General features: G+C 52.8%; 15 protein-coding genes and 1 tRNA gene. 5 read left to right on the plus strand and 11 right to left on the minus strand.

Going from position 1 to position 26,664, the window contains the following annotated elements; genetic code table 11:
• The first annotated feature begins 75 nt into the window (after window positions 1-75).
• Genes AAIG11_RS13050 through AAIG11_RS13060 form a run of 3 tightly spaced genes read left to right on the plus strand, consistent with a single transcriptional unit; the run spans window position 76 to window position 5,109 of the window.
• Complete coding sequence (locus AAIG11_RS13050) at window positions 76-876, plus strand: LytR/AlgR family response regulator transcription factor (RefSeq protein ID WP_343186685.1); 801 nt, start codon at window positions 76-78, stop codon at window positions 874-876.
• On the plus strand, window positions 873-3,194 hold the full coding sequence (locus tag AAIG11_RS13055) for an ICP22 family protein (RefSeq protein ID WP_343186686.1): 2,322 nt from the start codon (window positions 873-875) through the stop codon (window positions 3,192-3,194). Before AAIG11_RS13050 ends, AAIG11_RS13055 begins: the two co-directional genes overlap by 4 nt.
• Window positions 3,187-5,109: an ATP-binding protein gene (locus AAIG11_RS13060; RefSeq protein WP_343186687.1), complete on the plus strand. Its 1,923-nt coding sequence runs from the start codon at window positions 3,187-3,189 to the stop codon at window positions 5,107-5,109. The genes AAIG11_RS13055 and AAIG11_RS13060 overlap by 8 nt, the downstream gene beginning before the upstream one ends.
• A gap of 384 nt (window positions 5,110-5,493) precedes the next feature.
• On the opposite strand, the gene AAIG11_RS13065 is transcribed toward AAIG11_RS13060, so the two are convergent.
• Complete coding sequence (locus tag AAIG11_RS13065) at window positions 5,494-11,082, minus strand: S-layer homology domain-containing protein (RefSeq protein WP_343186688.1); 5,589 nt, start codon at window positions 11,080-11,082, stop codon at window positions 5,494-5,496.
• 712 nt (window positions 11,083-11,794) lie between these two features.
• Here AAIG11_RS13065 and AAIG11_RS13070 point away from each other — a divergent pair.
• On the plus strand, window positions 11,795-13,822 hold the full coding sequence (locus AAIG11_RS13070) for an RCC1 domain-containing protein (protein ID WP_343186689.1): 2,028 nt from the start codon (window positions 11,795-11,797) through the stop codon (window positions 13,820-13,822).
• Window positions 13,823-13,949: 127 nt separating this feature from the next.
• Complete coding sequence (locus AAIG11_RS13075) at window positions 13,950-15,158, plus strand: glycosyltransferase (RefSeq protein WP_343186690.1); 1,209 nt, start codon at window positions 13,950-13,952, stop codon at window positions 15,156-15,158.
• A 104-nt stretch (window positions 15,159-15,262) separates the two neighbouring features.
• Here the strand turns inward: AAIG11_RS13075 and AAIG11_RS13080 are convergent, their stop codons facing one another.
• The 10 genes from AAIG11_RS13080 to AAIG11_RS13125 all read right to left on the minus strand — a co-directional run bounded on the left by AAIG11_RS13080 (window position 15,263) and on the right by AAIG11_RS13125 (window position 26,607).
• Window positions 15,263-16,714: a stalk domain-containing protein gene (locus AAIG11_RS13080; RefSeq protein ID WP_343186691.1), complete on the minus strand. Its 1,452-nt coding sequence runs from the start codon at window positions 16,712-16,714 to the stop codon at window positions 15,263-15,265.
• A gap of 343 nt (window positions 16,715-17,057) precedes the next feature.
• Window positions 17,058-17,133, minus strand: a tRNA-Arg gene (locus tag AAIG11_RS13085).
• A gap of 139 nt (window positions 17,134-17,272) precedes the next feature.
• Window positions 17,273-17,932 carry a Pr6Pr family membrane protein gene (locus AAIG11_RS13090; protein WP_343186692.1) on the minus strand — a complete coding sequence of 220 codons (660 nt, stop codon included), beginning with the start codon at window positions 17,930-17,932 and terminating at the stop codon, window positions 17,273-17,275.
• 163 nt (window positions 17,933-18,095) lie between these two features.
• On the minus strand, window positions 18,096-20,114 hold the full coding sequence (locus AAIG11_RS13095) for a sensor domain-containing diguanylate cyclase (RefSeq protein ID WP_343186693.1): 2,019 nt from the start codon (window positions 20,112-20,114) through the stop codon (window positions 18,096-18,098).
• A 48-nt stretch (window positions 20,115-20,162) separates the two neighbouring features.
• Window positions 20,163-21,095 carry a ketopantoate reductase family protein gene (locus AAIG11_RS13100; RefSeq protein ID WP_343186694.1) on the minus strand — a complete coding sequence of 311 codons (933 nt, stop codon included), beginning with the start codon at window positions 21,093-21,095 and terminating at the stop codon, window positions 20,163-20,165.
• Between the two features lie 39 nt (window positions 21,096-21,134).
• The gene (locus tag AAIG11_RS13105) at window positions 21,135-21,485 is read right to left on the minus strand and encodes a hypothetical protein (RefSeq protein ID WP_343186695.1); all 351 of its coding nucleotides are present in this window, start codon (window positions 21,483-21,485) and stop codon (window positions 21,135-21,137) included.
• Window positions 21,486-21,658: 173 nt separating this feature from the next.
• Window positions 21,659-21,997, minus strand: coding sequence for a Nif11-like leader peptide family RiPP precursor (locus AAIG11_RS13110; protein ID WP_343186696.1), 339 nt, complete (start codon window positions 21,995-21,997; stop codon window positions 21,659-21,661).
• Between the two features lie 133 nt (window positions 21,998-22,130).
• Window positions 22,131-25,421: a type 2 lanthipeptide synthetase LanM family protein gene (locus AAIG11_RS13115; RefSeq protein ID WP_343186697.1), complete on the minus strand. Its 3,291-nt coding sequence runs from the start codon at window positions 25,419-25,421 to the stop codon at window positions 22,131-22,133.
• Entirely contained in the window at window positions 25,418-26,173 is a 756-nt protein-coding gene (locus AAIG11_RS13120) for a flavodoxin family protein (RefSeq protein WP_343186698.1), read from the minus strand. The genes AAIG11_RS13115 and AAIG11_RS13120 overlap by 4 nt, the downstream gene beginning before the upstream one ends.
• 110 nt (window positions 26,174-26,283) lie before the next feature.
• Entirely contained in the window at window positions 26,284-26,607 is a 324-nt protein-coding gene (locus tag AAIG11_RS13125; RefSeq protein WP_343186699.1) for a hypothetical protein, read from the minus strand.
• Between the last annotated feature and the right edge of the window lie 57 nt (window positions 26,608-26,664).

A 26,664-nucleotide genomic window follows, 5' to 3' on the forward strand; every position in this document is an offset into this window, starting at 1 on the left:
ATTCATTGATTGATTCATTGATTGATGGGTCGGGTCCATGTCAGTATAGATCCATGCCCGCATGTATCCCTGTCAGTGTGTGTAAAGGAGGGACTCCCCATTAAAGCCGCCATCGTCGACGACCTGGCCGCTGAGCGCCAGCAGCTCTGCAGCCTGTTGAAACAATATGAAGCAATGCCATTGGAAGAAGCATCCCTGAATGTCACTGCCCGCGCCGCGTCTGCCAAGCAACCGCCCTTCATCCAAGTCAGTGAGTTTAACAGCGGCAGCGCACTGTTGCGGGAGTACACCCCTGGCATCTTTGATGTGGTTTTTATGGATATTTTTATGAATGATGAAAATGGGGTGGACTGTGCCTTGCAGCTGCGTCAGATGGATCCCCATGTAAACCTGGTTTTTCTCACCACCAGCGCTGAATTCGGCGTGAAAAGCTATGATGTGCGGGCGGCGGATTACATCGTCAAACCTGCCACAATGGAAAAACTCTCCCGGGCACTGGGGTACTGCCAGTTAGCACCAACGGCCAATGAACCCACCATCACGGTAACGGTCATGAACCAGCCCCTTGACATCGCCCTTCACCTCATTCTGTATGCCGATTACTCAAACCGCTCTGCCTGCATCCATTTAATGGATGACCTTGTGTTTGTAGCCGGCAAGTTTACGGCTCTTGCTGACCAGCTGACGGCTTATCCCCAGTTTATGAGCTGCTTTAAGGGCATTGTGGTGAACCTGAAAGCAGTGAAAGAGCTATGCACGGATTACCTGGTGCTGAAAAACGGCGAACGCCTGCCTGTCAGCCGACGCCTGTACCGCCAGGTTCAACATCAACGGTTAAGTCTTTCCGCTGGTGCACTTCGGGAGGTGAGCTTATGAAACTTTTTCCCTTCTTGGCAGCCCTTCTGTTGGTGGTGGGCAGCTTGCTAAGTCCCGCTGTCTGGGCTCATGGCGCTCCTCCGGCAACCCTTTCTGAACCAACCATTTCCTCCCATGATGTGCTTGATGCCCTTGAAGAAAATACTGAAATTGAGGAAGTTGAGGAAGTTGAGGAAGTCAGTGAGACTCCGCAAAATTCAGGTGATGCTGAAAACCCTGAAGCTACTCTTGATCCCGAGAATCCAGAGAATCATCTTGAACCCGGAAGTCCAGAAGAGAATCTTGATGCTGATGATGCTGAAGCTGATCTTGATCCTGACGATCCTGAAGCTAATCTTGATTCTGATGACGCTGAAGCTGGTCTTGATCCTGATGATGCTGAGAATAGCCCTGATCCCGAAAATCCAGAAGAGCATCTTGATCCTGATGATCAACTGCCTGAAGAAGCCAATCCGGCTGGCGAGATGATCGACCCACCCGCTCTGGATGCCACCCTGATGGCTAATCCTATTATACTCACTTATTTTGATGAGCCTTATCCCCCCGATGCCGTGGCCTTTGCCCTGGGCACTTCTCAGCAGACCCTCACCGACTGGTTTGCGTGGATCGCTGACGGCTTTTTCGGCTATGACGAAGCGGGCAACGACTATTACCTGCCCTCAGGCACCTGGTCTGTAAGTGCCATCAACACCAGCGTCGCCGGTGTGTACACTGCCTGGGCAGAGCCTGACCTTGAATCCACCTATGTGCTGGCTGAAGGCGTCGCCCTCCCCCGGCAGCTGTCTTATGTTTCCATTCAGGCCACCGGAGCGCCGGACCTGAATTGCTTTGTGGCAGCCCGTGGGTTTCTGCGGTTTCCCTGGGTGCTTTCACCGGAACAGCAGCAACCGCATCAACTGGATCAGTTTGTTCCCTGGCTGCGCCAGGATCAGGAAGAATGGACCAGCCTCACCGAGGGCTTCTGGGTAACGGAGGACTATTTTCAGCTATCCCAGCATCTTTTAGACCAGGGAAGCACCTACGCCCTTCAGGTGGATTACCCCGGGGGGCAAACAGGCATTCTTTCCTTTGTTTATGACGAAACACTGATGATCATTGACTATTCCGGAGGGGACCGGGACGGGGGCGACGTGGGGGGAAGCGGCCCTGGAACAGGCTCGCAGCCTGGCCCCACACCACCGCCTGTCTCCGGCGATGGTTCCAGCACTGATGGTGGCGAGAATGCCGGCCATGGTGATGACAATACCCCACCTGACGATTCTGCGGCAGCACCGACGACACCTGACGCCGATTCGTCTACCCCGTCACCGGTGCCGCCTGCCCCTCCATCAGAGGATCCGGGAACTGCCACTGAAAAAAAACCTGCAACCCCACCGTTAACCAATGGAAATGCCGCCGCCCAGACCACATCAATGCCGTCGACGGCAGGGTTTTTGGTATTCTCCCGCTCCATGCTTTCTTTCGATATCCTGGAACTGCTGTACAAAGGCAACACAGCTTCATCGGCAGCAGTGCATGCAGCTGCTCCCACAGAACCAGCTGCCGCTGCTGAAAGTGGCTTTTATGAGAACTCCGGGACTTCCTCTGGCCACCGTGCTGAAACACTGGCTACCCTTTCAAGTGATTTGCAGGGGAGCGCTTCCCGTCAGGCTTCTGGCGAAACCTCTGAACAGCTCTCAGCAGTGCTATCACCCTCAGCACCCCCACCGTTAACACCACGTGATGACCAGCCTTCAACCGCTCTTGCAAACCGTCTCCCGGAACCTGTTCCTTCACCGGCCTCTGCCCCTGTCATGGAGTCTTATTCTCCCACCCAAACAGTGATTTCAGGACTGCGCCTTCGAGACCTTTTGGAAGACGGAGAAGCGGTGGTTTTTGGCACCAGGGTGCTGACGGTGAGCATTCCCAGTGAGGTGCTGCAGGTATTTGACCTGGCTTTCACCGACACCCTTTCGGTCACCCTGACCCAGCCGGCGCCACATCAGATCTTCATTGGCATTGAAGCTGGCGGTGCTGCTGTCACAGCCATTCCAGGAACCGTGGTGCGCCTGGGGTATACCCCCCCGTCTCCCCACACCCTTCCCGTCATTCAGCATGAAGCCGGGTTCCCTGTCTCCCAGGTGGCCCATGACGGCGAGTTTCTCAGCTTTCCCATCGACACCGCCGGCACCTATCTGCTGAGTCCGCCTCACCTTTCAACAGATACCGGTACCACCCCGGCAAAAAACCTGCCGCCCCTGGTGCCCCTTTCGGGAGGATTGCTGCTGTCTGGAAGCGGCCTGGGCCTGACCTATTTCATGAGGCGCCGCCATGGTTAAACGCCCCTTTCCCCTGGAAAAACCCTTGTTATGGCTGCTGACACTCCTGCTTTCATCCGCCTTGTTTGTGACGTTGTACCGGGTGGACAATAAATACACCACCACCGCACCCCAGGCCATTAATGGGGTGCTGTATGTTTCAGAAAATGACTGGACAGACACCCCCATTCGCTATCTTCGGGACGGCTGGCGTTATTACCCGGACCGCTTGCTGACACCGGAAACCTTGCCGCTTCAGGGAGACAGCTATTATCACCTTTCCATTGGCGAAAAAACCACTTTTGCCCTGGGAAACCCCCACCGGTCACCCCGGGGCAGTGGCAGTTATGCCATGACCCTCCACCTGCCGGAGACGGTGCAGACCTATGCCCTTGAGCTGCCCGAAGTCTATGCCGCCTACCGGTTTTATGTCAATGACCGGCTGCGGCTGACAATGGGGCAGCCTGACCCGGAAGCCTATGAGGATCAAACCCAGTGCCGCATCATCACCTTCGAGGCCTCCGGCAAAGTGACCCTGCTGCTGGCAGCCACCAACCATTCCTGGATCTACAGCGGGCTGGTGTATCCCCCTGCCTTTGGAGACCCGCTGCATGTCACCACCCTGCGGGGGCTTCGATTCGGCCTTTCCCTCATTCTCATGACAGTGATGGGACTCTTGGCTGCTTTCAGCCTGTATCTGGCTGTGCGCATTCGCCGCCGCAACCATGTGTGGCTGTTTTTCATGCTCTGCCTGGCAACGGCGATGCTCACCTCTTACCCGGTGGTACACGGCATCTTGCCGCTGCCGGTGCAGCCCTGGTATACCCTTGAACTGGTCAGCGGTTATCTGGTCACCCTGTTGGTGATCCTGCTTCACAACCGCATTTGCCAAACCGGCTCCCGGGCCCGGCTGGTGAGCAGCTGGGCGGCGGGCCTTGTTTGTGTGCTGGCCCTTGTTTACGGTTTGGGAGCCGCTTACCTGTCATTACCGCTGATGCAGGGCTTTTCAGGACTGGTGCAGGCCTTCAAGTGGCTCACCGCCGGGTATCTGCTGTTCACCGCCGCCCTGGCCGTTGGCCGGCAAACCAAAAGCGCTTCGGTGCTGTTCTATGCAGACAGCTTCTACGCCAGCGCCCTGATTTGGGATCGCCTGCTGCCTCATTACGAGCCCATTGTGGGTGGGTGGTTTCAGGAATGGGGCAGCTTGAGTCTGGTGTTGGCCATTGGCGTGGTCATGGGGTATGAAGTGATGATGGGATACCGCCACAGCCTGGTTTATGCCGAAGAACAGCGGCAAATGAAGCGCCAGCTGGCCATGCAGGTGGCCCACTTGCAGCAGGTGAACCAAAAGGTGGAAGAAAGCGCCCGGCTGCGCCATGACTTCCGCCACCATCTGCGCACCCTTATGACCCTGGCCCGGGAGGGACACAGCCATGCCCTTGAAAGCTATCTTCAGGGAATCACCGAAGTCAGCGAAGGCATTCACATTGACCGCCTCACCGAAAACATTGAACTGGACGCACTGGTACAGTATTATCGTCACCTTGCCCAGTCAGCGGGAATTCAGTTCCAATCTCGACTTTCCCTGCCGGCAGTGCTGACCTTTCCCATTGTTGACCTGTGCGGCCTGCTGGGAAACCTGCTGGAAAATGCCGTGGAAGCCTGCCAACGCCAACAGACCGGCGACAAAATCATTTTCATTGCCGGTCGCATTCGGGATCAGCAGCTGGAATTGGTGGTGGATAACACTTTTGAAGGGGAAATCAGAACCTTCGGCGGAAAATACCTGTCTTCCAAACGGAATGAGGTTGGATTGGGAATTGCTTCCGTTCTTGAAACCGTGGAACGGTATGCCGGCGTCATCAATCTGTATACCGATGAAAAGGGCTTTCACGCAGAACTGTCGCTTCCCCTGAACGTTGAATCTCCTCAATAAGCTGATGGCATCAGCATTCATCTGTGTCCCACGAACAACACCACTGACGGCTGATTTTCAGTGAACACAAAAAAGCCTGCCCCTGGAATCAAGGGCAGGCTCAGACTGTAGACAAAGTAAGATGAAGACAAGGGATTTGGTAAAGGACAGCCTTGAAAATCTTGTCAGTGTTTTTTCGAAAAGATGAGAAAACCGCCAGCGCCTGCTGTTTGAGCGCAGCGAGTTCTGGCGCTGTTTTCGAGACTTTCGACTAAAAACACACAAGATTGGAGTCAGCTGCCCTGGCTAAATCCCTTTGTCTTCAACCTCAGCCTGCCCTTGAACTCAAGGGCAGGCTTTTGATTGTTTTCGGGAGATCTCTCAGGCTTTTGAGCTCCCCCTATTTCAGCTTGTCTTTCTCACACCATTTTCATCAACTTCATACCCGTCGATGATGGTGCTTCTGGCGAGGGTGCCGTCGGGGTGGAAGTAATACCATTTGCCTTCCACTTCAAGCCATTTGCCGGTTATCAGGAGACCTTCTCCGGTGAAGTAATAGGTGGTGTGGTTGCCGCTGGTTTCCATGTCTTTCCAGCCCACCACCAGGGTCTTGCCTGCGTAGTATCTTCGGTTGCTGCCGTCTTGCACCCAGCCGGTTTTCAGGGTGCCGTCGGTGTTGAAGAAGTACTTGACGCCCTGGATGGTCTGGGAGCCGGTGAGGGCTTTGCCGTCTTGGTAGTACTGGTACTGGCCGGTATCGTTTAGGGTCCATTCCTGGGCGGTGGCTGGGCTGATGGTCAGTTTGATGTAGCGGGTGAGGATGGCGCTGGCTTCTCCCCGGGTGACTTTTTCTTTTGGTTTGTACTGTTTGCCGCTGCTGCTCATGAGGATGCCTGCCTGCTGCATGGCTTTCAGGGTTTCCTGGTTGGTTTTTGTCATGCTGGCTGTGTCTGTGTAGGGGATGGCTTCCCGGGTGACGGGGAGTGGGTAGCCGGTTGCCTTGGCGTAATTGGCAAGGATGACGGCCATTTCTTCCCGGGTCACTGCTTTCTCTGGGGCAAACTGACGGCTGCTGGTTCCCGGTATAATGCCTTTGCTGTGGGCCCACTCAATGTAGGGGGCTTCGGCACTGGTGGCTTTCACATCGGTGAAGCGGTTGGTTGTATAGGTGTTGATGTCAATGCCTGCCAGTCGGCCCAGGGCTGTTGCCAGGGTTCCCCGGGTGAGGGGGGCATTGGGGGCAAAGGTGGTTTCGGTGGTGCCGGTGATGAGACCTCTGCCCACCAGGTAATCCACGCTTTCTTTTGCCCAGTGGGTGCTGCTGTCGGTGAAGACTGCTGTGGGTGCGGTGTACCCGATGCCGTACTGGGAGAAGTGGGGGGTGGTGAAGATCACCGCGCCGCTGTTGGTGTCGTAGACGGAATGGGCCAGTCGGGTGGTGTTGCCTTCTTTGTCCACATGCACTGCGTACAGGCCGCCCACTGCTTCGCCGTTTGCTGGTGTGTAGGGAATTGATACCGTTGCGATGCCCTTGCTTAACGAAGCAAGACTGACGGTTTTTCCATTTTTCACCGTGCTCAGTGTTATGTCGTAGGTATTGCGAAGGTTGTTGACTTCGACTGGCTTCAGCGTCATGGTGATATCGCCGTCACCCTGGGTGCGCTGCTGTTTCAGAGAATCCTGGTCAAAGGAGACATTGACCGGCAGCCCCACCATCTGAAATAGCTTCACATTGGTGGTGACCAATCGGTTCAGTGCCGCACGCTCTGTGATGATGGTCCAGCTGGTGGCATCAGGAGCAACAAGCACTACCTCCACACCAATGCCATTGGCTGTTCTGTTCTGCGCTTTTGCAGCTTTCTCAGCTTTTTCAATGGCTGTTTTCACCATGCTGTCGGTAATGATGATCACTGCATGGCTGCCGGAAATCTTGCCATTGGCATTGACACTGCCCATCACCGGCTGGTCAGGCTTCTTTTCAGTGGTGACCACAGCTGAAGACCTGGCACGGGAGGAGCCGCCAGAGGAACTGCCACCGCCGTTGTCATTACCGCCACCATTATGATCGCCGTCTCCGCCGTCGTTATTACCACCGCCATTATTATCATTGCCGCCATTATTATTGTCGCCTCCGCCGTTGTCGTTGCCGCCGCCATTATCGTCTCCACCGGGGTTAGTCGCTTTGACGAAGTGGAGTGTTCCGGCTTTGGCACCTGACAAGGTCACCGGCGAGCTGTTTTCTTGTGTCACGGAAAGACTGTTTCCCGTAGCCACCAGGCTCCAGTAGGTTGCCTGGGTGCCTGTCACAAAAGCAATCTCGGTTCCTGAAGGAAGCCCTGGCAGTGAAAGAACGTCCTGCTGCTCTTTGGCGTGGGCTGTGCGGTCAACAATGCAGAAAGGTGCCACTGCGGCGTTGGTTATCAGCCTGCTGTCGTCATCCACTGTCAGCTTGCCATCCTCAATGTATACCCCGTAGTCGCAGTTGGTGGTTAGTGTGGCCCCGCCGGTGACATTCACGCCGCCTTCCAGCGCCTGCACGCCAATGGAATCGCCGTTTGCAATGAGGGTGGCACCGTTGGACACATTCACGGTGTCGCACATCACGGCGTAGCCGTGGGCAGAGGAAACCGTCAGGTTGGTGCCCTGGCCAGTGACGTTCAGTGTGCCATCTTGCCCACCTGAACCACCCAAAAACAGGGCGCCTCCCATGGTCACTTGCGCGCCTTCCTGAAGGGTGACAGTATCACCGTTAAAGGCGCCGCCGATGCCCCCAGCGCTGAACAATGCGCCTGCCCCGCTGAAGGTCAGATTCAGCGGCCTGCTGTAATCGCTCTCCATCCTGCCCTGAATCACTGTGGACCCTGTGGTATGAACCATTGTTTCGGCGGGCAGTGTCACATTCCCGTCAATATAGGCATTGCCCAGGGTGAGCGTGTTGCTGGCGTTATCCCAGGCATAACCGTCATTTACCACCGTTTTGCCGCTGTGGTCGCCCGTGGTCAGGTCAAGGCCATCCGGGCCACCAACTTCTTTCAGTTCTGAACCATCGTTTTTGTAAGTCTTATAGCCTATGAAGGAGCCATCGACTTCATCCACCACATCCACCCGTAGAATGCCACTGCCGGAAATGGACAGAGCTGCCATTTGCGCCGGGGTGGTATCCTGGGGAAGGTGCATGATACCATTGTTGACAATGGTTCCCTGGTTGATAATGGCAGTTGCCCGATCAATCATGAACCGGCTTCTTTCTTGAAGGGTGATGGTACTGCCGCTGCCAACGGTGAGGTTGCCAGAGATGATGGCATCGCCTTCAATAGCCAGGGTGCTGCCACCACTGATGGTGAGGTGCTTGGGATCACCCCCTCCGCCCATGAAACCTCCCATGACAAGGGCCCCCCCGAAGGCTCCCCCCTGAAGGGTTACCCGGGCGCCGTTTTCTATCAGGACATCTCCCTGAGCAATGATTCCGTAAACAGCACCTCGCATCTCAACGTTACCGCCGGAAATGGTCAGGTTTTCTACCCCGGCAATGCATTGCCATGCTGACACCAGCAGTGAGTCGCCGGTACCACCCTGAAGGCTGATTGACCGAGACGGGCCACCGCCTGTCGCCACCAACATTCCGACACCGCCTGGTGTGTTGGTGTTTGTCAAATGATTGGTGCCCCGCAGCCGGATCACCATTTCTTCACCTACTTGCAGGGGAATATCGCTGCCCATGATGCCGGCATTGTTCAACACCAGCGTGGCAGGCGAACTTCCCTGGGCCGGCTCAAACAGGGCATAGCCATCTCCCGCTTTGTAATAGGTGGAAACGGTGGGGGCTGTGACCAGGTTCAGACCTGCAGATGCGTCAGGACCAGCTGCTGCCACCTGCAGCACTTTGTCTGCCATGGTCATTGTTCCGGCAGCGCTCACTGCACCGATGACCAGTCCTGCATCACCGATGCTCACATTGCCGGTGGATGAAATGGCACCTGCTGCGTCACTGGCCGCCGCGATGATCACCTGGTCCGCCTTGAGGGTCAGATGACCGCCCAGAAACACATGCCGTCCGCCCCCGCCGCCTGAAAGAGTGATTTCTGCGGCATTGCCCCCTGACGGATTGGTGATGGAGGCAGCCCCTGCCATCAGGGCATATCCGCTTCCCGGAGCAGCAATATGAATCTTCTGCCCTCTGATATCCGCTGAACTGCAGCCTGAAATGCCGCTGTTCCCTTGCAGGTCCACCACCCCTTTGGCACTGATGTTGAGGGTATAGTCGCTTCCGGAAATAATGAATTTATGTGGTTCAGTTGTTTTCAGTCGAATGTCACCCCTGGGTGCCGCCAGCTCCACTTTGATTTTTGCATTTTCAATGAGTATATTGCTGCTGTCAATGGTGATATCTCCGGTTTCTGAAACAAGGGAAATGTCACTGCCGCCGCTTCCACCCATCCCTCCCCGGATGCTTTGCGCCAAAACAATTTCATTTTTTGCGGAAATGGAAATGGTGTGGTTGCCTAACTGGCTAATGGCATAGCCTTGGCCGCTTAGGGAAACTCCACCCTCCGGCGCTGAAAGGGTGATCTTCTCCTGGGAATTGATGCCCGCATTCCCTGTGCCCTGAAGGGTGATGTTCCCGTTGTTCGCCCTTAGAAACACCTCTCCGCTCCCGGTTTGAAGCGAGTGTCCGTTCATGGTCATGCTGTTGGCTTTCACCGAGATATTGCCGCTGGTTTGAATCATCTGCCAGGTGGATTCCAGGGTAAGATCGCCGTCAATGTCAATGGAAACGTCTCCTGTTCCATTGATGCGTATCCCATAGTTGCCTCTGATGTCCAGATGGCCGGCACCGGTGATGCTGATAGATTTTCCCCCGGTGCCGTTGTAGATGGCATAGCCGCTGGTACTGCCGCTGGCGGTTCCAATCTGGTTGCTTGTGCCCTGTAGCACGATGTTTAAATCGTAATCGTTGACTTCAATGGCATGACTGGAAAAAACAGGATTAGAAAGAGTGGCCCCTTTTAATGTTACCGTTGCAGTGGTGCCGCTTTTGGTCACATGAATCTGCCAGTTGCCTGGACCGGCTCCTTCGGTACTTACCACACCGCTGGCGTCTGTGACAGCATACCAGTCGTCGCTGTCAACGGCTATGCCGCTGATGGCAACGGGTGCCGGGTCAGATAACGCGTGCATCATGGCACTGCCAATCAGCACCCTGATTTCCGGCAGGTTCACACCTTCTGCAAGGGTGTAGCCTGCCGGCAAAACAGGCACATAGGTATAGCCGGCACCGTTTTCACTGGCATCAAACCATGGGGAGCTGCTTTTTTCAGCATCAATCACCCAATGCACCTCTTCCAGTGTGATCGAACGGCTGGAAGACTCGGTGGTGAACCCTGATAAAGGCACCTTGTCACTGTCCACGATCACCGTTCCCTGGATTTCCCCAGTGGTGTTCCCTGCCGGGTCGTTTTCATCACCTTGAGAGGTTTCACCTTCTTGAGCGGTTTCATCTTCTTGATCTGAAGCAGGTCCCGCCTCGCCGTGGGATTCATCGGCTGTTGGTGTTGTCGGGGCGCTCCCGTCAGGTGGTGTTTCTTCGGGGAGGGTTTCGCCAGGTTGTCCGCCGTTTTCCATGCTTTCCCCGTTATCTGGTGTGTCTGGTGTTTCGGATGTGTCAGGTAGTTCGGATGCGTCTGGTGTTTCAGGTAGTTCGGGTAATTCGGGAACATTCGGCAGTGCCATTGGTTGCCCGCTGATTGTCACGCCCAGCGTGTTTGGCAGATGAATATCCGATTCCCGGGCCCCCACTGCCAGCTGTTGGCTGGTAATTTCACCGGTGAGCTGTGCAAAAGCGGTGATTGTTTCCACTTGCTGTTCATGGGCAGAAAAGCCGTAGCCCGTGGCCGGGGTGGCCATGAGAACAGCCAATGTTAATGCCATCATTTGCTTTGATTTTTGTTGGAAAGAGGTGCTTTTCAGGCACCTGCTCATACTTTTGATTATCATCGTTTCCTCCAATGCTCAATGCCCTTTTGTTCATGGGCATTGTCCTGTTATTTTGTTTGAAGCACAAGGTGTTGTTCACGACAGCATTCCAGTGCTCTGATCAGTATCTCCCTGATTCCCTGCAGCACACTGGTCAGCGTTTCTTTGATTCCCTGCAGCACCCTGGTCAGCGTTTCTTTGATTCCCTGCAGTCCTCGGGTTTTTGCCGGGTTTCGCTTTTCTCCTCCTTCCTATGCTGAAAATGTCAGACAGGCCATCTGCCACTGATTCCTGCCACTGAACCGCTCCTATCGGCCTGGGAAAACTGTTTCAATCGAACTCCTCGCCAAGAAGACCCTCAGTATTCACAGCTTCTTTCAACTTCTTACTTCACAGCTTCTTTTTACTTCTTTAGCCTTTCTTTATCCTATGTCATAAAAAAAACAACCAAGCTTCTTTTATAGAAGTTTGGCGGCTGGTGGCTGATTGTCGATGACGAGTGGTCGGTGGCGACTGGCTGTCGTTGTTTTCACTAAAGTAGCATGCTGTCAAATGTTTTTCAACAGGCCGTGATCAAGCGGTCAAAAATCTGCACAAGCGGTTATTCTTTGAAGGTTGATGGGACACGCCAGGCGCTTTATCATGCTCTCCTGGCAGAGTCTATTAGTGGTTCATTCCAAAGCAACATGATACAATGAAAGAAAACCGATTTAAAGCAAAAGGAGCTGAAATAATGAACCGTCGAATCATCGCCATCATTCTCATTGTCATACTCTTTGCAGGCCTTGCAGCTGCCCCTGTATCAGCTGCACCCCCCATTCGTGTAACGGTAGATGACGTTCTGCTTCAAATGGACGTGCCGCCTGCCCTCATCGAGGGGAGAACCCTGGTTCCTCTCAGGGCTATTTTCGAATCACTGGGAGCCGAAGTGGAATGGAATGACCAAACGCGCACCGTCACCGGACGTAAAGGAACCACCACCGTTGTTCTTCCCATAGGAAGCCGCTACCCGACAGTTAATGGAGCCCCTGTGGAAATCGATGTTCCCGGAACACTGGTCAATGGCCGCACCATGGTACCTGCCCGGTTTGTCAGTGAAAGTTTCGGTGGTCAAGTGGTTTGGGATGGTGCCAACCATCAGATTCATATATCCACTTCACCAAGCACCTCTCAAAGCGAAGCATCCAGCACTTCACCTCACCTCACTTCAGAAGAAGCGCCTTCACCCTCTGCCACTGAAATGATGCCTGAAAAAGCAGTGAATGCCCAACGCAGCGTGGTCGATGTTGCTTCAACCACCGGATATGGTTCTTATGTCTTGATGAGTGACGGAACCGTTTGGGGTTGGGGTGGATCATTTGTTGGTGATGGAATCACCGAAGTTAAGAAACAACGAAGTGAAATGATGTACTATGCTTTTTCGCCAAGTCGATTCATTCCTGTTAAAATCGAAGGGCTGACCAATGTTCAGCGCCTTAATGCAAGCAGATCTGTGGTGGCTTTTCAACAAAATGGCAGCGTTTATGGATGGGGCGTTTACAGCGACGTTGATCCTGCCAATGCATCTTTGAATGAAATTTCCGACTTAACCAACTGGCATCCCGCCGCCAATTATCTGGTGACACCCCAAAAGATAAATGGCCTTCAGGACTATGTTGACGTTTCGGCTGGACTTGGACACACCCTGGGCCTCAAACGTGATGGTACCGTCTGGGCGTGGGGCAACAACAAACATGGTCAATTGGGGAACGGTACTTTTGAGGACAGCAGTACAGCGCTTCCTGTAAGTGGCTTGGATAATGTCATTGCCATCTCAGCCGGCAGCCATCACAGTGTTGCTCTCAAGAGCGACGGCACAGTGTGGTCGTGGGGTATGAACGGATCAGGAACCATGGGAAATGGCACGACAACAGGGCCGCCAACATATGGACACCCCCTGCCTGTTCAAGCAACCAATCTTAATAATGTGGTCAAAATCCAGGCAGGAAGTTCCATCACCATGGCCATCAAGTCCGACGGCACCTTATGGAGCTGGGGTTTTAATGATAATGGCATGCTTGGAGACGGCACCGATACTTCGAGACAGACACCCGTTCAAATAAGCACCCTTTCCAATGTGGTTGACGTCAGTACGGGATTCCGCACAGCTGTTGCATTGAAAAACGATGGAACTGTCTGGGCATGGGGCAACAATTTTCGCGGAAGGCTTGGCAACGGTACCACTGAATCCAGTTTTTCGCCCGTACAGGTGAAGAACCTGCACAACATTGTCAAGATATCCACTTCAACAAAGCATTCTATTGCACTTGGTGCAGATGGCCGGGTATGGACATGGGGAAGCAACACTTTTGGAAGTCTTGGCGTCGGAATAAACCAGTCAGCCGCCTCAGTGCCTGTCGAAGTGACATTTCCTCCATTGAGGGATGCAACTGAAAGCATTGCATGGCAAAATGGATACCACTATGCAGAGCCGTTACCCCAAGATCTGGAAGTCTATTTCGACCTTGACAGCCGATTGGAACTGGCCATGTACATTCCGTTATCCTTAGAACAGCATGGACTGGATTTCGGAAGAGCTATTTTAGCATCTAAGCTGGGCGAGCTGAATATTGTGGCAGAGTCTTTTGATTATGCGAGTACGCTCTTTGAGACCCGGGAACAAATCAGCTACAACGCTTACTGGGATGACGCATACATGATTCATGTATTGCATATGAAGCCCTCCAGCCGGATCTTCATCGCAATTGAACACCGAAGATAGCCTCTGGCAAACCACATGGAATGTCTTCCTTTTTAGAAGTACCATCATCTTTCTGTTGTAAAGGCATGAATTTGGGTAAAATCAATTCAACCACTACTCAACACCCTTTCCGGCTGGAGGTGTTCCCATGAAAATTGCCCTTTTAACAGAAACCTGGCACCCTTACACCAACGGAGTTACCACCCACATTACCGTACTGGCCGACGGTCTGCGGGATTTGGGCCATGAGGTGCTGCTCATCACCGCCGACCCCGACCTGCGCCGTCATCAGGTGGATGCCCAGGGCGTGCTCCGGTGTCCCGGCATAGCCATGAAGCGCGTGTACGGTTATGGACTGGCGGCTCCTTTCAACTGGAAACGCTACCGGATTCTCCGGGATTTCAGGCCGGATGTGATTCACATTCATCAGGAATTTGGGGTGGGTACCTTTGGCCTGCTGGCTTCCCGCCTGTTGAAGGTGCCCCTGGTATATACCCTGCACACTGCTTATGATGAATACTTGCACTATCTGGCACCGCCTCCCCTCATGCCCCTGGTGCGGATGATTTCCCGTTCTCATGTCAAGCTGCTGGCATCGGCAGCGGCCATGACCACCGGGCCTTCTGAGAAGGCCGCTGCCTACCTTAAAGCCCGGAAAGTGACCACGCCTTTTGTGCTGGTGCCCAACAGTGTTGATCTCGAACGTTTTCAGCCTGCCGACAATTCCCCCCACCTGCGCACCGCCCTGCGCCGCCAGCTGGGGATTGATGAAAAGACCACTCTGGCCATTTTTGTGGGACGACTGGGAAGGGAGAAGGGTCTTGACCATCTATTGGAAGCCTGGCATCTGCAGGTATCCAGTGAGCAAAATCTTCACCTGCTTATTGTGGGAGACGGCCCTGATGGAAACGCTCTTAAGGCCCTGGCAAGAGAAAAGCACCTTCCCGTCACTTTTGCCGGAAAGGTGCCCCATGATGCCATGCCCCAGTATTATGGCGCGGCAGATCTTTTTGTCACTGCCTCCACCACTGAAATGATGTCCATTGCCCTGCTGGAGGCTCAGGCCACTGGTCTCCCTGTTTTGCAGCGCTTTGACCCCTGGAACCGACAGCAGGTAAACGACGGGGTCAACGGCTTTGTGTATGATGACGCTGCCACCCTGGCCCGGCATCTCCATTTTTTTCATCGCCTGAGCACCACACAGTGGCAGGGGTGGCGGCTGCGCTGCCGTCGTCATGTGGCGCAGCAGGATAAAACCCATCTGGCCGAAACCTTGCTGGACATTTACCGCCAGGCCATGATCCGGTCCTCCTGTTGCTCTGCTGCAGCACTGGCTTCTACGGATGTTGAGGGGTAGGAATTGCCAGATGCCGGCAACCCTTTTCAAAACAGCTGTAAAAGGAGTGGCTCTTTCTTTGGGAAATGAAGAATCTGAAAAAGATCTTGGTTGTCAAGTAGCCCCTAACCCCGGGTTTCTGACAAGTGGATAATGTGTATATCAAACTCCTCAAGGTTCATTGAACTCCCCTTTGAATACGTATCGACATCTCCAAAATATTGATTTTTTGACATCCAGGTGGTATCCACAAGGACCCAGCGGCCATCTGCATAGAAGGAAGTCCATTGATGCCCTTCTGTTCGGCCACGCCTGGTAATGTGACCCATATTCGTTCGGGCCGGAATACCGGCAGTTTGAAGAAGGGCCACTGTCAGCTTATCATACCCGGAACAAACGCCCCAACGCCGCTCAAGGACATCGTACAATGTGCCACCTTTGTATCCCTGAATATTTAAACCATAGTAAATGTTATCTGCAACCCAGACGGAAATAGCATACGCTTTTTCATAATCACTCATGCCAGGTTTCACCACCTGGTTCACAATGTCAACTAACTGGGAATACCGAGGATCATTTTTACCAAGCACCTCAAGATCTTTTGCTGTTGGCTCGCTGAGAAACCGGAGGTTTTCCTTGTATTTCTTTTCATTAATGTCAAAATACAGGTCTTGCTCATCCTCAGAAAGCCTCACCTTGAATGTAACATTCCTGCCACTGGGGTCCGTGATATGTGGCAGCCTTACCATGATTCCAAATTCACTTCCGCCTGTCAAACTTTCTCTTAAAGTAGGCTGTGGATTGCGTTTGCCATCGATATAGAATTCAGGCGTATCCTGCTTTTCATAGACTGAAAAAGAACCTTTAAAATGCCCGGATGAGTCAACAGGGAAATGCTTGGACATAAAATAACCTGCCATGGTAGCCATTACCTTTTTTCCATGATAAGCCTTTGGCACGCGTCCTTCGATGTCGATATTGGGATAATCCAAGGTGATGCGGGCATAATTATCTTCTGCGTAATGAATGATCACTTCTTCATACGGGTTCTCAGGGATATCAAAGGGCAGGTCTGTCGTATCAAAGGTTGAGTACAAGGGCTGCTCAATCGAAAAAGAAGGGGCACCACCAGGTACATGAACTATGTTATCTTTCGAAGTAATGGCTACCGTCTGGCTATCAGGCAACCAGTCAACCTTTGCCCCCAGGGATTCTGCCACATATCTGGCAGGTACCATGGTTCGACCGTTAATAATGGTCGGCGGCACATCCACGATGACAAACTTGCCGTTAACCATTGAATAGGGGCTTCCGATATGCAAGTTGACAACTGTATCTTCCACCGATGCTTTAATACTCTGGTTATCTGGATCCCATTGCGTCTCTGCCCCCAGAGCTTCAAAAATGCTGCGCAGGGGCACCATGGTTCGGCCCTGCATGGTGACAGGCGCCACATCCATGGGTAGGGTTCTTCCATCCACTTGAACTGTGATGCCGCTGACTGCAAGGGGCTGTCCCAACAGTAAGATCGATATTAAAACCAAGATCCACCGCTTCTTCCCACTTTGTTGATTCATGTTGTCTCATCTCCTATTCTGTTTTAAATGATCAGGGCAGTTCTTGACAGTTTCATCATAACGCCCTTTCCTCAGTCCCTTTGAAGCCTTAGGTCCCTTTGTCTCATCAAATGAAAGGGCCTATACTGACTGTCTCTATTGTATCGGTATTGCAGTGGCTTCCAAAAGAAACTGGCCCTGAATCGGGGATGAAAGGGCTTTAATAACAGATGAACGAAACCCACTGTCTTTGATTTCCTTTTCTGTTCTGCAAGGGCACCCCTCCATGACAAACTGATCATACACTGATTGAAAACAACCCCCTTGTTTTTTTGCATGCTTCTGCAAATTCAAGGGGGTATATTGGCGCACCTGAGAGGATTTGAACCTCCGACCTGCGGTTTAGGAAACCGTTGCTCTATCCCCTGAGCTACAGGTGCATGATAGTGGGTGCAGGTTGTTTCCGTGCCTGCCTTTGTAGCATAAACAAAATTTGAAACCTTGTCAAGGTGCCCGACTTTTCAGCAACGGGTACTGTCGAACTGCGGCCAATTCCTGCGATGTTCATTAAATGTGGCATTAGCTTTCTCGTGCTCCTTGACGCAGCAGCTTCTGATTGAGAACAATCGCCACCACCCCCAGCAACAACACCGCCAGCAGGACCCCCGCCGACTGCAGCAGCACTGGGCCGACTCCCTGTTCTTGCCAGTTTAAAAAGGGGTAGGGGTATTCTCCTGTCAGGCTGCCAACGACCATGGTCACCAGTCCATAGCCCAAGGGGTACAGGCTCCAGTACGTCAGAAAGTGCCACCGGTAATAACCCCTTGATTCTGTCAGCAGCCAGTCTGTCAGATAGGCCAGGGGCACCAGGTAATGCGCCACAAGACTTACGGCAAATAAAGGGGGGGTGAGGAAATAGCCCTGACGCAAATAAACGTGGAACACTGCCATGGTGAGGGTGATATACACCGCCAGTCCACCCCGAAGGCCTTTGGGCAGGTGCAGACCTTCCCGGCGCTCCGGTGTTTTCAGGCAGGAGTACAGGCTCCAGGCAACCACCAACAAATTGGTCTGATTGGTGAAGAGCCGCATCAATCGGTAACCTCCCTGAAGTGGACCGAAATCATGATGAACCCCATTGAGCATAAAAAGATAGTTGAGTAACAGCGCCACCAGGCCAATAAGCCCATAGGCCATTCGGCAGTATTTGCAGCCTGAAAAAAGTCTTTTTGAGCTCAATGGTCTTCCGCTCCTCTCAGATATTCAACTCTTCCCTCATCACTCTGCTGCACCGCTTTTGGCGATTCAAGCTCCCAGATTCTTTCACATCAGCATCCTGTTGCTCATCAGGGTTTCTCCAGATCCGCTGCTGCCTTTATCCCAAATACTTTCGCTGCTGCCTTTATCCCAAATACTTTCGAAAACCATTCGGGAGATCATTTTCCAATTTATTCTGGAGATTTTTTGGGGGTTCTTTCTGAAGGCCATTTTTAGCTTCACTTTGGAGATCTTTTGGGGGGATTGTGTGTTGCTCATCAGTCAGCACCACACAGTTGCGTCCCTGTTGCTTGGCTGCATAGAGGGCTTGATCTGCCCTGCGAACCAGGGCTTCCGGTGTTGTTGCTCGAGATGGTGTGGCGGCCGCCACTCCAAAACTGACGGTGATCACCCGATGAATTTGGGAATATGGATGCTTAATTTGCAGAGCTTCCACATTCTTTCTAATTTTTTCCGCCACCCGACAGGCTCCCGCCATATCGGTATTGGGCAGCATAATGATGAACTCTTCGCCGCCGTATCGGGCCAATACATCGGTTTCACGGCGAAGGGTTTTGCCAATGGCGGCTGCCACCTGCCGCAGGCACGCATCCCCCTCGGGATGACCAAACTGATCATTGTATTCCTTGAAAAAGTCAATGTCACTCATAATGAGTGCCAGTGGCTGGTTTTCACGTTTCAGTCGATGCCACTCTTTCTGGAGCTTTTCTTCAAATGAGCGTCTGTTGTCTGCACCTGTAAGGGCATCGGTGCGGGACATGAGCATCAGCTTCCGGTTGGTATTGGTCAGTTCCAGGGTGCGCTGCCGGATTTTTTCTTCCAAGTCCCGGTTCATATGTTGAATTTCTTCATACATGGCCGCATTTTCCGTTGCCAGGGTGTTGGCACGCAGAAACGCATGGTTAAAGCGCCAGGCAAGAAAGCCCGCCTGAATCATGATGAAGATCAGCAATCCTTCTGACACCAGCTCGGGGGCGTTCCAAAGCGTAAATTCCCGCAGCATGTCACTGCCGGCGGCCAGTAACACCACCACCGAGCCGGCGGCCATGGCATATGCCCCCTGGTTCTTTTTGCGAAACCCGTACACCACCATCACATAAATCAGATAGATGGATCCTAAAAGAATCAGTCCCTGCCCGTATTGAAAGGCGGCATCATAGATGCTTACAGGAACCACTGCCACAAAGAGGGTGAAACTCAGCACTGCCCACAGGCTCAGTCGAGCCGCCCGGTCCATTTCCGACGAATCAAGAATATCCCGCACATACATCACCAGCAGTGGCAGCAAAATGAACACGGGAAGGTATCCCAGTTTCATCATCAGCTCTCCCGGCATCTGGGGCCACAGGCGTACCAGTACCCGCTCACCGATGACACCGCTTCTGATGGCTGTGATGAAGGCAGCCGTTGCCAAAGAGAGGAGGGCCGGTTCACGCCGTTGAATCAGATACAACACCCCATAATACAGGGCTATTACCATGAGGCTTCCGAAAATCAGGCTTTCGTTGATGATCTGACGCTGGGTGAGTCGGGTAATTGCCTGGCCGTCACCCAGAAACACCGGTCGCAGCCGCATGCGTCGGTGGTGAAAATTAGAGACCTGCACCACCACCTCCACTTCACCATCCACGTGATGAAACAACAGTTCCGATGGCAGGTACCGGGGCTTACATTCTGCCGGGTTGGTGACAGGCGTACCGGCACTGACAAGTTCTTTTCCGTTCACCCATACCCGGTAGGCTGAGGCGAAATAGGCGAATTTCAAGCCATAAATCCCTTCATTCTCCGGAAACAGCACCCGTACCCGCAAAGTGGCATACCCGTTGGCGTCCAGCTCTGAAAGTGGTTTTCCCGGCATGATTTCGGCCGGGATGGGAATCGTTGGCGGCTCATGTGAAGGTTGAAATGCCGGTAATTCTTCCGGTGTCAGCAACTGATCTGTAAAAATTTCCCAGTCACCGTTCATTGACAGCAGTGGGTTCATCTCCGGGTTCCACTGGCGCAGGTCAAAAACACCCTTTTCAACCCGAAAAGAGTCTATCTCTGTTGCAGTTGCTGCAGTAGTTAACGGCTTATTCTCCGGTATCCAAAAACCGACCAGTGCCGTGAAGATCACCAGCATCACACTGATAAGGATCAACATCGATTTGATTGGAAACTGTTGTTGCCATCTTGTTTGTTTGCCTGTCACCTAAAGACCCTCTCTTGTGGCCTGCTCTTTCGCCCGAATGGCCTGATAAAGCACCTGATTCACCGGGGTGGGCACTCCCAACGCCTTCCCCAGGCGGCAGACAGTGCCTGCCAGCATCTCCACCTCTGTCTGGCGTCCGCTTTCCAGATCGTTGAGCATGGAAGGCCGGCTTTCCGGCGGCATGTTCACCAGCACTGCATCCCATTTATCCAGATCGGCAGGGGTCAGCTTCACGCCGTTTTTCTGCGTTATCTGAAGCACTTCTTTCATGGCATCCTGCATCAGCTGATGGGCCTCCGAAATTGTCTGAAAGGCGCTAAAGCCTTCTCCCACCACTGCTGATGCCTGGTTAATGCCCACGTTTACCATAAATTTATACCACAGTTCATACAGCATGTTCTGGGGCACCTGGTAGACAATATCCATCTGGTCAAAAAGGGCGGCCACCCGTTCCACTTCTGGCGACCACTGGGTGTTGTCGGCTTTTCCGAAGCTCATGGTGCCGTATTGCTTGAATCGAATCACATTGCCGTCCCGAAAACCGTCCAGTCCCATACAAATGCCGTAAAGCACCTTTTCAGCCCCAAAGGCTTCACCCAGCCGTTCTTCACTGGTGATGCCGTTCATCAGGGAAAGGATAAGGGTGTCTTCTCCCACGAAGGGGGCCATTTCTGTGATGGCTTCCTGCAGGCCGTAGTCTTTCACCGCCACAATGATCAGCTGGGCCGGTGTTGGCTGGGGTTCTGCCGGATCGGCGTATCGGAACTGGTAAGGGGTGTCATTGATTTGGAAGCCTTTCGCCTCATATCTTTTTTTCCGTTCCCCACCTGCCAGCACCCGCAGGGTAACGCCCGGCTTGTTGACAAATTTCAGGGCATAGGCACCGCCAATGGCTCCCAGGCCCACCATCATAACTTCCTGAATGAGTTGCATGTTGTCACCTCTGATAAGAATGTTTGATGTTTTCCTCTTTTACCATCTGCTTTTCAGTGCTGTCTTTGCCATGCTGATAAACTGCGGACTGTTCAACGCGCTGTCAAACTTTCGTGTGCTTGGGTCAAAAAGAGTGCTTATCTCTGACGTTATATATCCGCCACCCACTTCGTTAAGCGCTTCATCAGAAAGCTCGCCCTCTGCAAAGCAAACCGACTGTAGCAGGGCGTCCCTCAATAGATGTATTTCTTTCAGGTTGAAGCGCATGCCCTCTCCTTCCAGAAGCAGCTGCGCATCTTCCGGCCGTTCCTGTTCCATCAGGGTAAGGAGTAATGCTTCGCTGCTTTCCAGTTTTTCTTTCAGTTCCAGCCATTTTTTCATTCCTGACATCATTCTCTCCTTCCCTCTTTGCAATCATCCATGTCATCACTTTTGTTTTCACTGTATGAGGTGATCCTCGTTTTCCACGAACAGGTTGATCCCGAAAACGGTTCGGGGAGCTGTTTTCGGGATCGCATGAGTGCTCACTTGCAAATAACATCAGTTCTCTGTGTTCCGATGGTCTACCAGCGTTGCAACGTGCTGTGCAATGCTTTGCCCACATCAACAGCTGTCACAATGAATTTTGACATGTCTTGAGCCGCTTGGTTCAAATCAAATTTCATTTCCATCGTTCCGCCGGCAACGCCATCCAGATCGTCCTCTGAAAGTTCTCCTTGTATGGCTTTCATTTGCTTTGCCAAGAGCGCTCCCAATTGCTCCACTTCTTCTTCGGTAAAGTCCAGTCCAACTTCTTTCAGGACTGCTTGCACTTCTTCAGGACTTTCTTGCCGGGTCAGTTTTTCCACCAGTTCAGGGTTTGCTTCCATTTTCGCCTGCATTTGCTTCATTTTTTCCAACATGTTGTTTCCACCTTTCCTTTTGTCATTTATGGTTGCACGGCAATTGCCCTTGGCCATCTGTGTGACTGCTGAACAAACCCTTATTCCACTGTTTTCATTATATCTAAAATGACACCTGATTGCTTGTCAAATTTCAAAAAAACAGACTATGAATGGTTTTTTCCTCAGAAGCCCGTAGCAGGGTGTAGCCAATGCCGGTCAATCCCTTAAATAAAGAAGGATTCCAAAGATGGGTATCGTGCCGGTGCAACAAATGACGACAGGTTTCCAATGACCCGTCAGCCGCCAGCCGCCATTCTGCCACACCGCTGTTGCCGCAGCACAAATCATTTGTCTGAAGCGGCTGGTATTGATCAAACATGGTGGCGATGCGGTTCATATTGTTGCGGCCGATGCTTTTCATTTCTTCCCGGCCGCATTTTTCCAGGCTTGCCCACATCAGGCCCATGCCTGCAATGCCGCTGCACAAACTGAGGGGAACGGCTTCTTTTTCGGTGGATAGTTCCTCCAGCAAAGCTGCTTCTGCCCTGACGCCTTGCCGGATGATTTCTTCCACCTCCGGGCGGTTTTGTTTTTCATTGTAGCGGATCAGCACCTGCAGAATGCCGCTTCGTGCCCCCATTCCCATGGTCAGCACAGGAATCTCTCTGTCGGTTGTCTGTCTCATCCTTTTGTCCGTTGACGGATGCCACCACTGGTCCTTTGCCCATAAAATCCTTTCAATGCAGCTGTCCGTCAGTTCATCAGTGGTTCCGTCAGGCAGCACTTCCGCTGCCACCAACAGCCCATGCACCAACCCGGCCAGCCCTTCAAACCAGTCCCAGGTATTACTTCTTTTGATGGATTCCCGGGGAATGCCGCGAACCACCGTTTCTGCCGCCACGAAAAGTGTTGGATCTTCCAGGTATTCCCCCACTCTCGCCAGTGTCAGCAGCATCCCTCCCAACCCGTGGGCTGTTCCCACAGGCAGACGGTTCAGTGGGGCAGACAAGCCAGCATGCTTCAGCTCTTCACAGAAGGGATTCATCAGCTTCAGTGCCCATGTCTGTGCCGCCTTCTCTCCTGTGGCCCTGAAACAGGCCGCCATGAAGAGGGCAACTCCCATCCATCCGTCGTACAGGGTGGCTCTCATGGGTACGATTTCGATGATTTGACTGCGCAAATGGTAGTGATAGGAGGGAGAAAGAGAAAGATCGTGCCCCTGTTTTTCCATTTGACGACACCATTCATGACAGATGTTCATGGCAGCTTCTCTGAAAACCGCTGAATCCATAGAGAAAGTCATAGAGGCACCCATGGAAGAATTCTCGGAGGAAGCTGCCTGATTCACGGATTTTTCATTTGTCTGCAGTGCTGCCGTGCCCGCGGTGTGAGTGGTTTCATTCCTGATGTGCAAAGACGCCTGGATATAGGCCGTCTGTCGCTCTAAATCTTCCCTGTTCAGCCCTTTCATATGCTGCTCTGCCCGCTGAAGGGCTGTGTGGGTGAAATAATCGGCCACAAGGCAATCATGGGGATCATAGAGCCCTTTCTCGTCTGCATAGCCGCCGAAAATCGGCACATCACCCGCCTCCAGATGACGACACTCTGCCTGAAACGCCGGCCAGTTTTTTGTCATCTCTGCAACAGTGGAATGCAGCAGGTAGGGGGCTGCCAGGCGTTCGGCTTCGGCGGAATAAAGAAAGCCGTCTTCCAGACACCGGGGGGAGACCAGGCATGCCTGCAGTTGCGCGTATGTCCAGGTTTTGCGCATCACAAACCGCACCGGCACCTTTTTGCCCCGCACTGTTTCTTCTGCCCATTGACAGATGGCAGCGCTGCCTTCCTTCATCAGAAATTCATATGCTTTTGTGAACCCCTCTAAGAATGCCTGCCGGTGGTCAAAAACCAACTCCCGTCTGCCATTGAAAACCGGCACACTTTCCCTGATGCTGCTGTTCAGGGAACTGCGGTCAACCCATGATTCCGCTGACTCCTGCAGCCAGATTGGCAGGAATCCCAGGTTCAGCACAGAGGCTCCCTGCATGCCCTGGTCGCTCTGCGGTTCAATGGTGACGCCGTGGGAGATCACTGTTTCCAGGTCAATGAGTACCGGGTGGGCACCGCAGGCAATGACATTTTCATCATGAAAATCACAGCCCCCCATGGCGTAGACAAGGGCCAGCCACCCTCCCATCCGCTGGTAATATGCCTTCGCTTCTCCACGGGATGCAAGGCTGGTGTGCTTCATAAACTGTGCCCAGCCATGATCTCCGGCATTCACCGTTTTCGGTACTTTCAGCGTGTAGGGGAAGCCGCGTGTACCAAGTTGATCAAGCAACGACGTATAACAGCTGTCAATCAGCAAATTGCGTGGCTTGTAGACCAGCTGACGGCCAGATTCACAGGTGAGCACCACCACGCTTTTTCCCCGGTCGTGGGTATCTCCCAGATTGCCGCTGATGCGTTGAATGGCTCCAAGGGGTTGTCCCTCATTCAGCGTCTTCTCCAGCTGTGGGAGGTCCTGGCGGTAGTGAGCCGCCAGTGCCGTCATGTTGGTGATCCAGTGATGGGCACTGATGGCCAAAAGTCTTGCCAGCACGGGAAATTCCACGAAAACTTCTTTCCAGCCCCCTGCCAGCAGGTGATCGGCAAAGAGGTGCAGGCAGTGTATCTGCTGTGTGTCATTCATCTGCCGCAGGTACTTCATGGATTCCCTGCGAAGCACAAAAATCTTGAAACATTGCGTCAGGGTGGCACTGCAGGTTTTCCGAAACGCATCCAGCAGCAGCCTGCTGCAGTCAGCGACTGCTTTTTCTGAAAAAAATGCCCCTTCATCAGGTCCCCAAGACTTCTTCAGCTGGTTTTCCAGGGTTCGAACCAACGGATAAAGCACGGTGATGCCTGTTTGCGCCTGAACCGCTGCCACTGACGGGTGTTCCCGGCCAATGTCTTGATGGTCCCTGTCACTGTTTTCAGCCCTGTCACTGTTTTCATCCATATCTTCGTTACCGTCAGGAACTTTGTCTTTTCGACTTTTCTGGTGCGACTGCCAGAAGGTTTCACTTTCCCGCTTCCATTCTTCTGGATTCAACACAGAAAGCCCTGACAACATCCTGTTAACTGTCTCCATGTATGGGGGCAGCTCTCCTGGCCATTCGCCCTCGCCGTCTTTTTCTTCTTCTTCTTCTTCTTCTTCGTTTCCTGTTTCTACCTCTCCCGCCAAACGAAGGGCCTCTTCCCAGGTGAGGCCGTCCATTTTCAAGCGATTGTGAAAGCTTGTTTCACTGCCTCTGGCTGCCGCCTTCTTTTGCCAGAGGGCCAGTCGTTCCCGGCTGTTTTTCAAATTCTCCCTTTGTTTCCCTGTCTCATTTTCATTCATTCGTTCCCTGATAAACCGGGCCTTCAACGCCATTTTTCGCATTTCTGCCTCTGTCAGTCTCATCGAGAACCTCCTGGAACATGGGTGTTTGCGGCAATGGCATCCATGAGGGACTGATAGCTTTCGTGGCTGAAGTAGCCATGTTCTTCCCAGAACCGGTATTCTGCCGGCTTCATCACCCTGCCCCTTATGATGCTTTCTTTCATGCCGTGAAACAGATTCTCCAGTCGGTCGTTTGAGACAAGGCGTTTTTCACCGGACAGATACTGACTGATGACGGTGCCTCCCAGCTCTGCCTTCCTTTCAACGTCCTTCGGATTATGAAATTCTCCCGGAAACTGGGTGAATACGCTGTACCCGCCCACGACCCGAACCCCCATGTACGCCATCACCCGAATCAAATAACCAAGCACTTCTGCTTCACCGGATGAGGAGGTTGTGGTGAGGGCGATGCCAGGTTTTCCGGCCAGGCGAAACAGGTGAAGCCAGTAACTCAGCCGGTCAATCAGGGTTTTTGTCTGGCCGGAGACTTGAAGGGCGTACACAGGACTCCCCAGTATCACAAAATCAGCCTCCAGCAGTTTTTCTTTCATCAACCCGCCATCATCTTCCCTGTCCAAAAGACAGCTTCCCGTCCTGAAACAGTCGCAACACCCACGACATGCCTGTAATTGCAGCTGATCTGACGTCATGATCTCCCAGGTAACTTGCGTGTCACACACGGCCCCGGCTTTTTCACACATCTTTTCTGCCAGCTGCGCAGTGCCTGACTTCTGTCCCCGGTGACTGCCTATGTACGAAACTATTTTTTTCACAGCTTCACCCCTTCATGGGCCGACAGGTTAAGGACTGGCCTTTCTCTTGAAAAGAGCCAGAAGCATGGCTTTTGGCTCTTTTTTAGTATGACTGATTGGCATATTTGTTGCTACCAACCGCCTTTGCCGGGTTTAACAGTCGGTTGTCCGCCGATCGTCACCTGAGTGATCGGCATCAACATCTGGTTAGTAAACCCAAAGCCACCTGCCACTTCTTCCAATTCACTCTCTGACAGTTCTTTTCCAGCGGCCTGTGCTTCCAGTGCTTTCAAGGTTGCTTCATATACCTGTTTGAGTTCTTCCAGCGTAAACTCCAGCCCCTTTTCTTTCAACAGGACCTGTGCCTCTTCAGCGGTTTCTTTCATATACAGTTCCTTTGCAAAAACCTCATCTGCTTCCATTAACGATCGCAGCTTTTTCATTTTCTCTTCCATGACTTCATCTCCTCTCGTTATGCTTTCCTTTTTCCGGCAGCCTGTCTGTCGCCGGTC

The organism is Anoxynatronum sibiricum (assembly GCF_039414295.1).
In the GTDB taxonomy this organism is placed as follows: Bacteria; Bacillota; Clostridia; order Peptostreptococcales; family Tindalliaceae; genus Anoxynatronum; species Anoxynatronum sibiricum.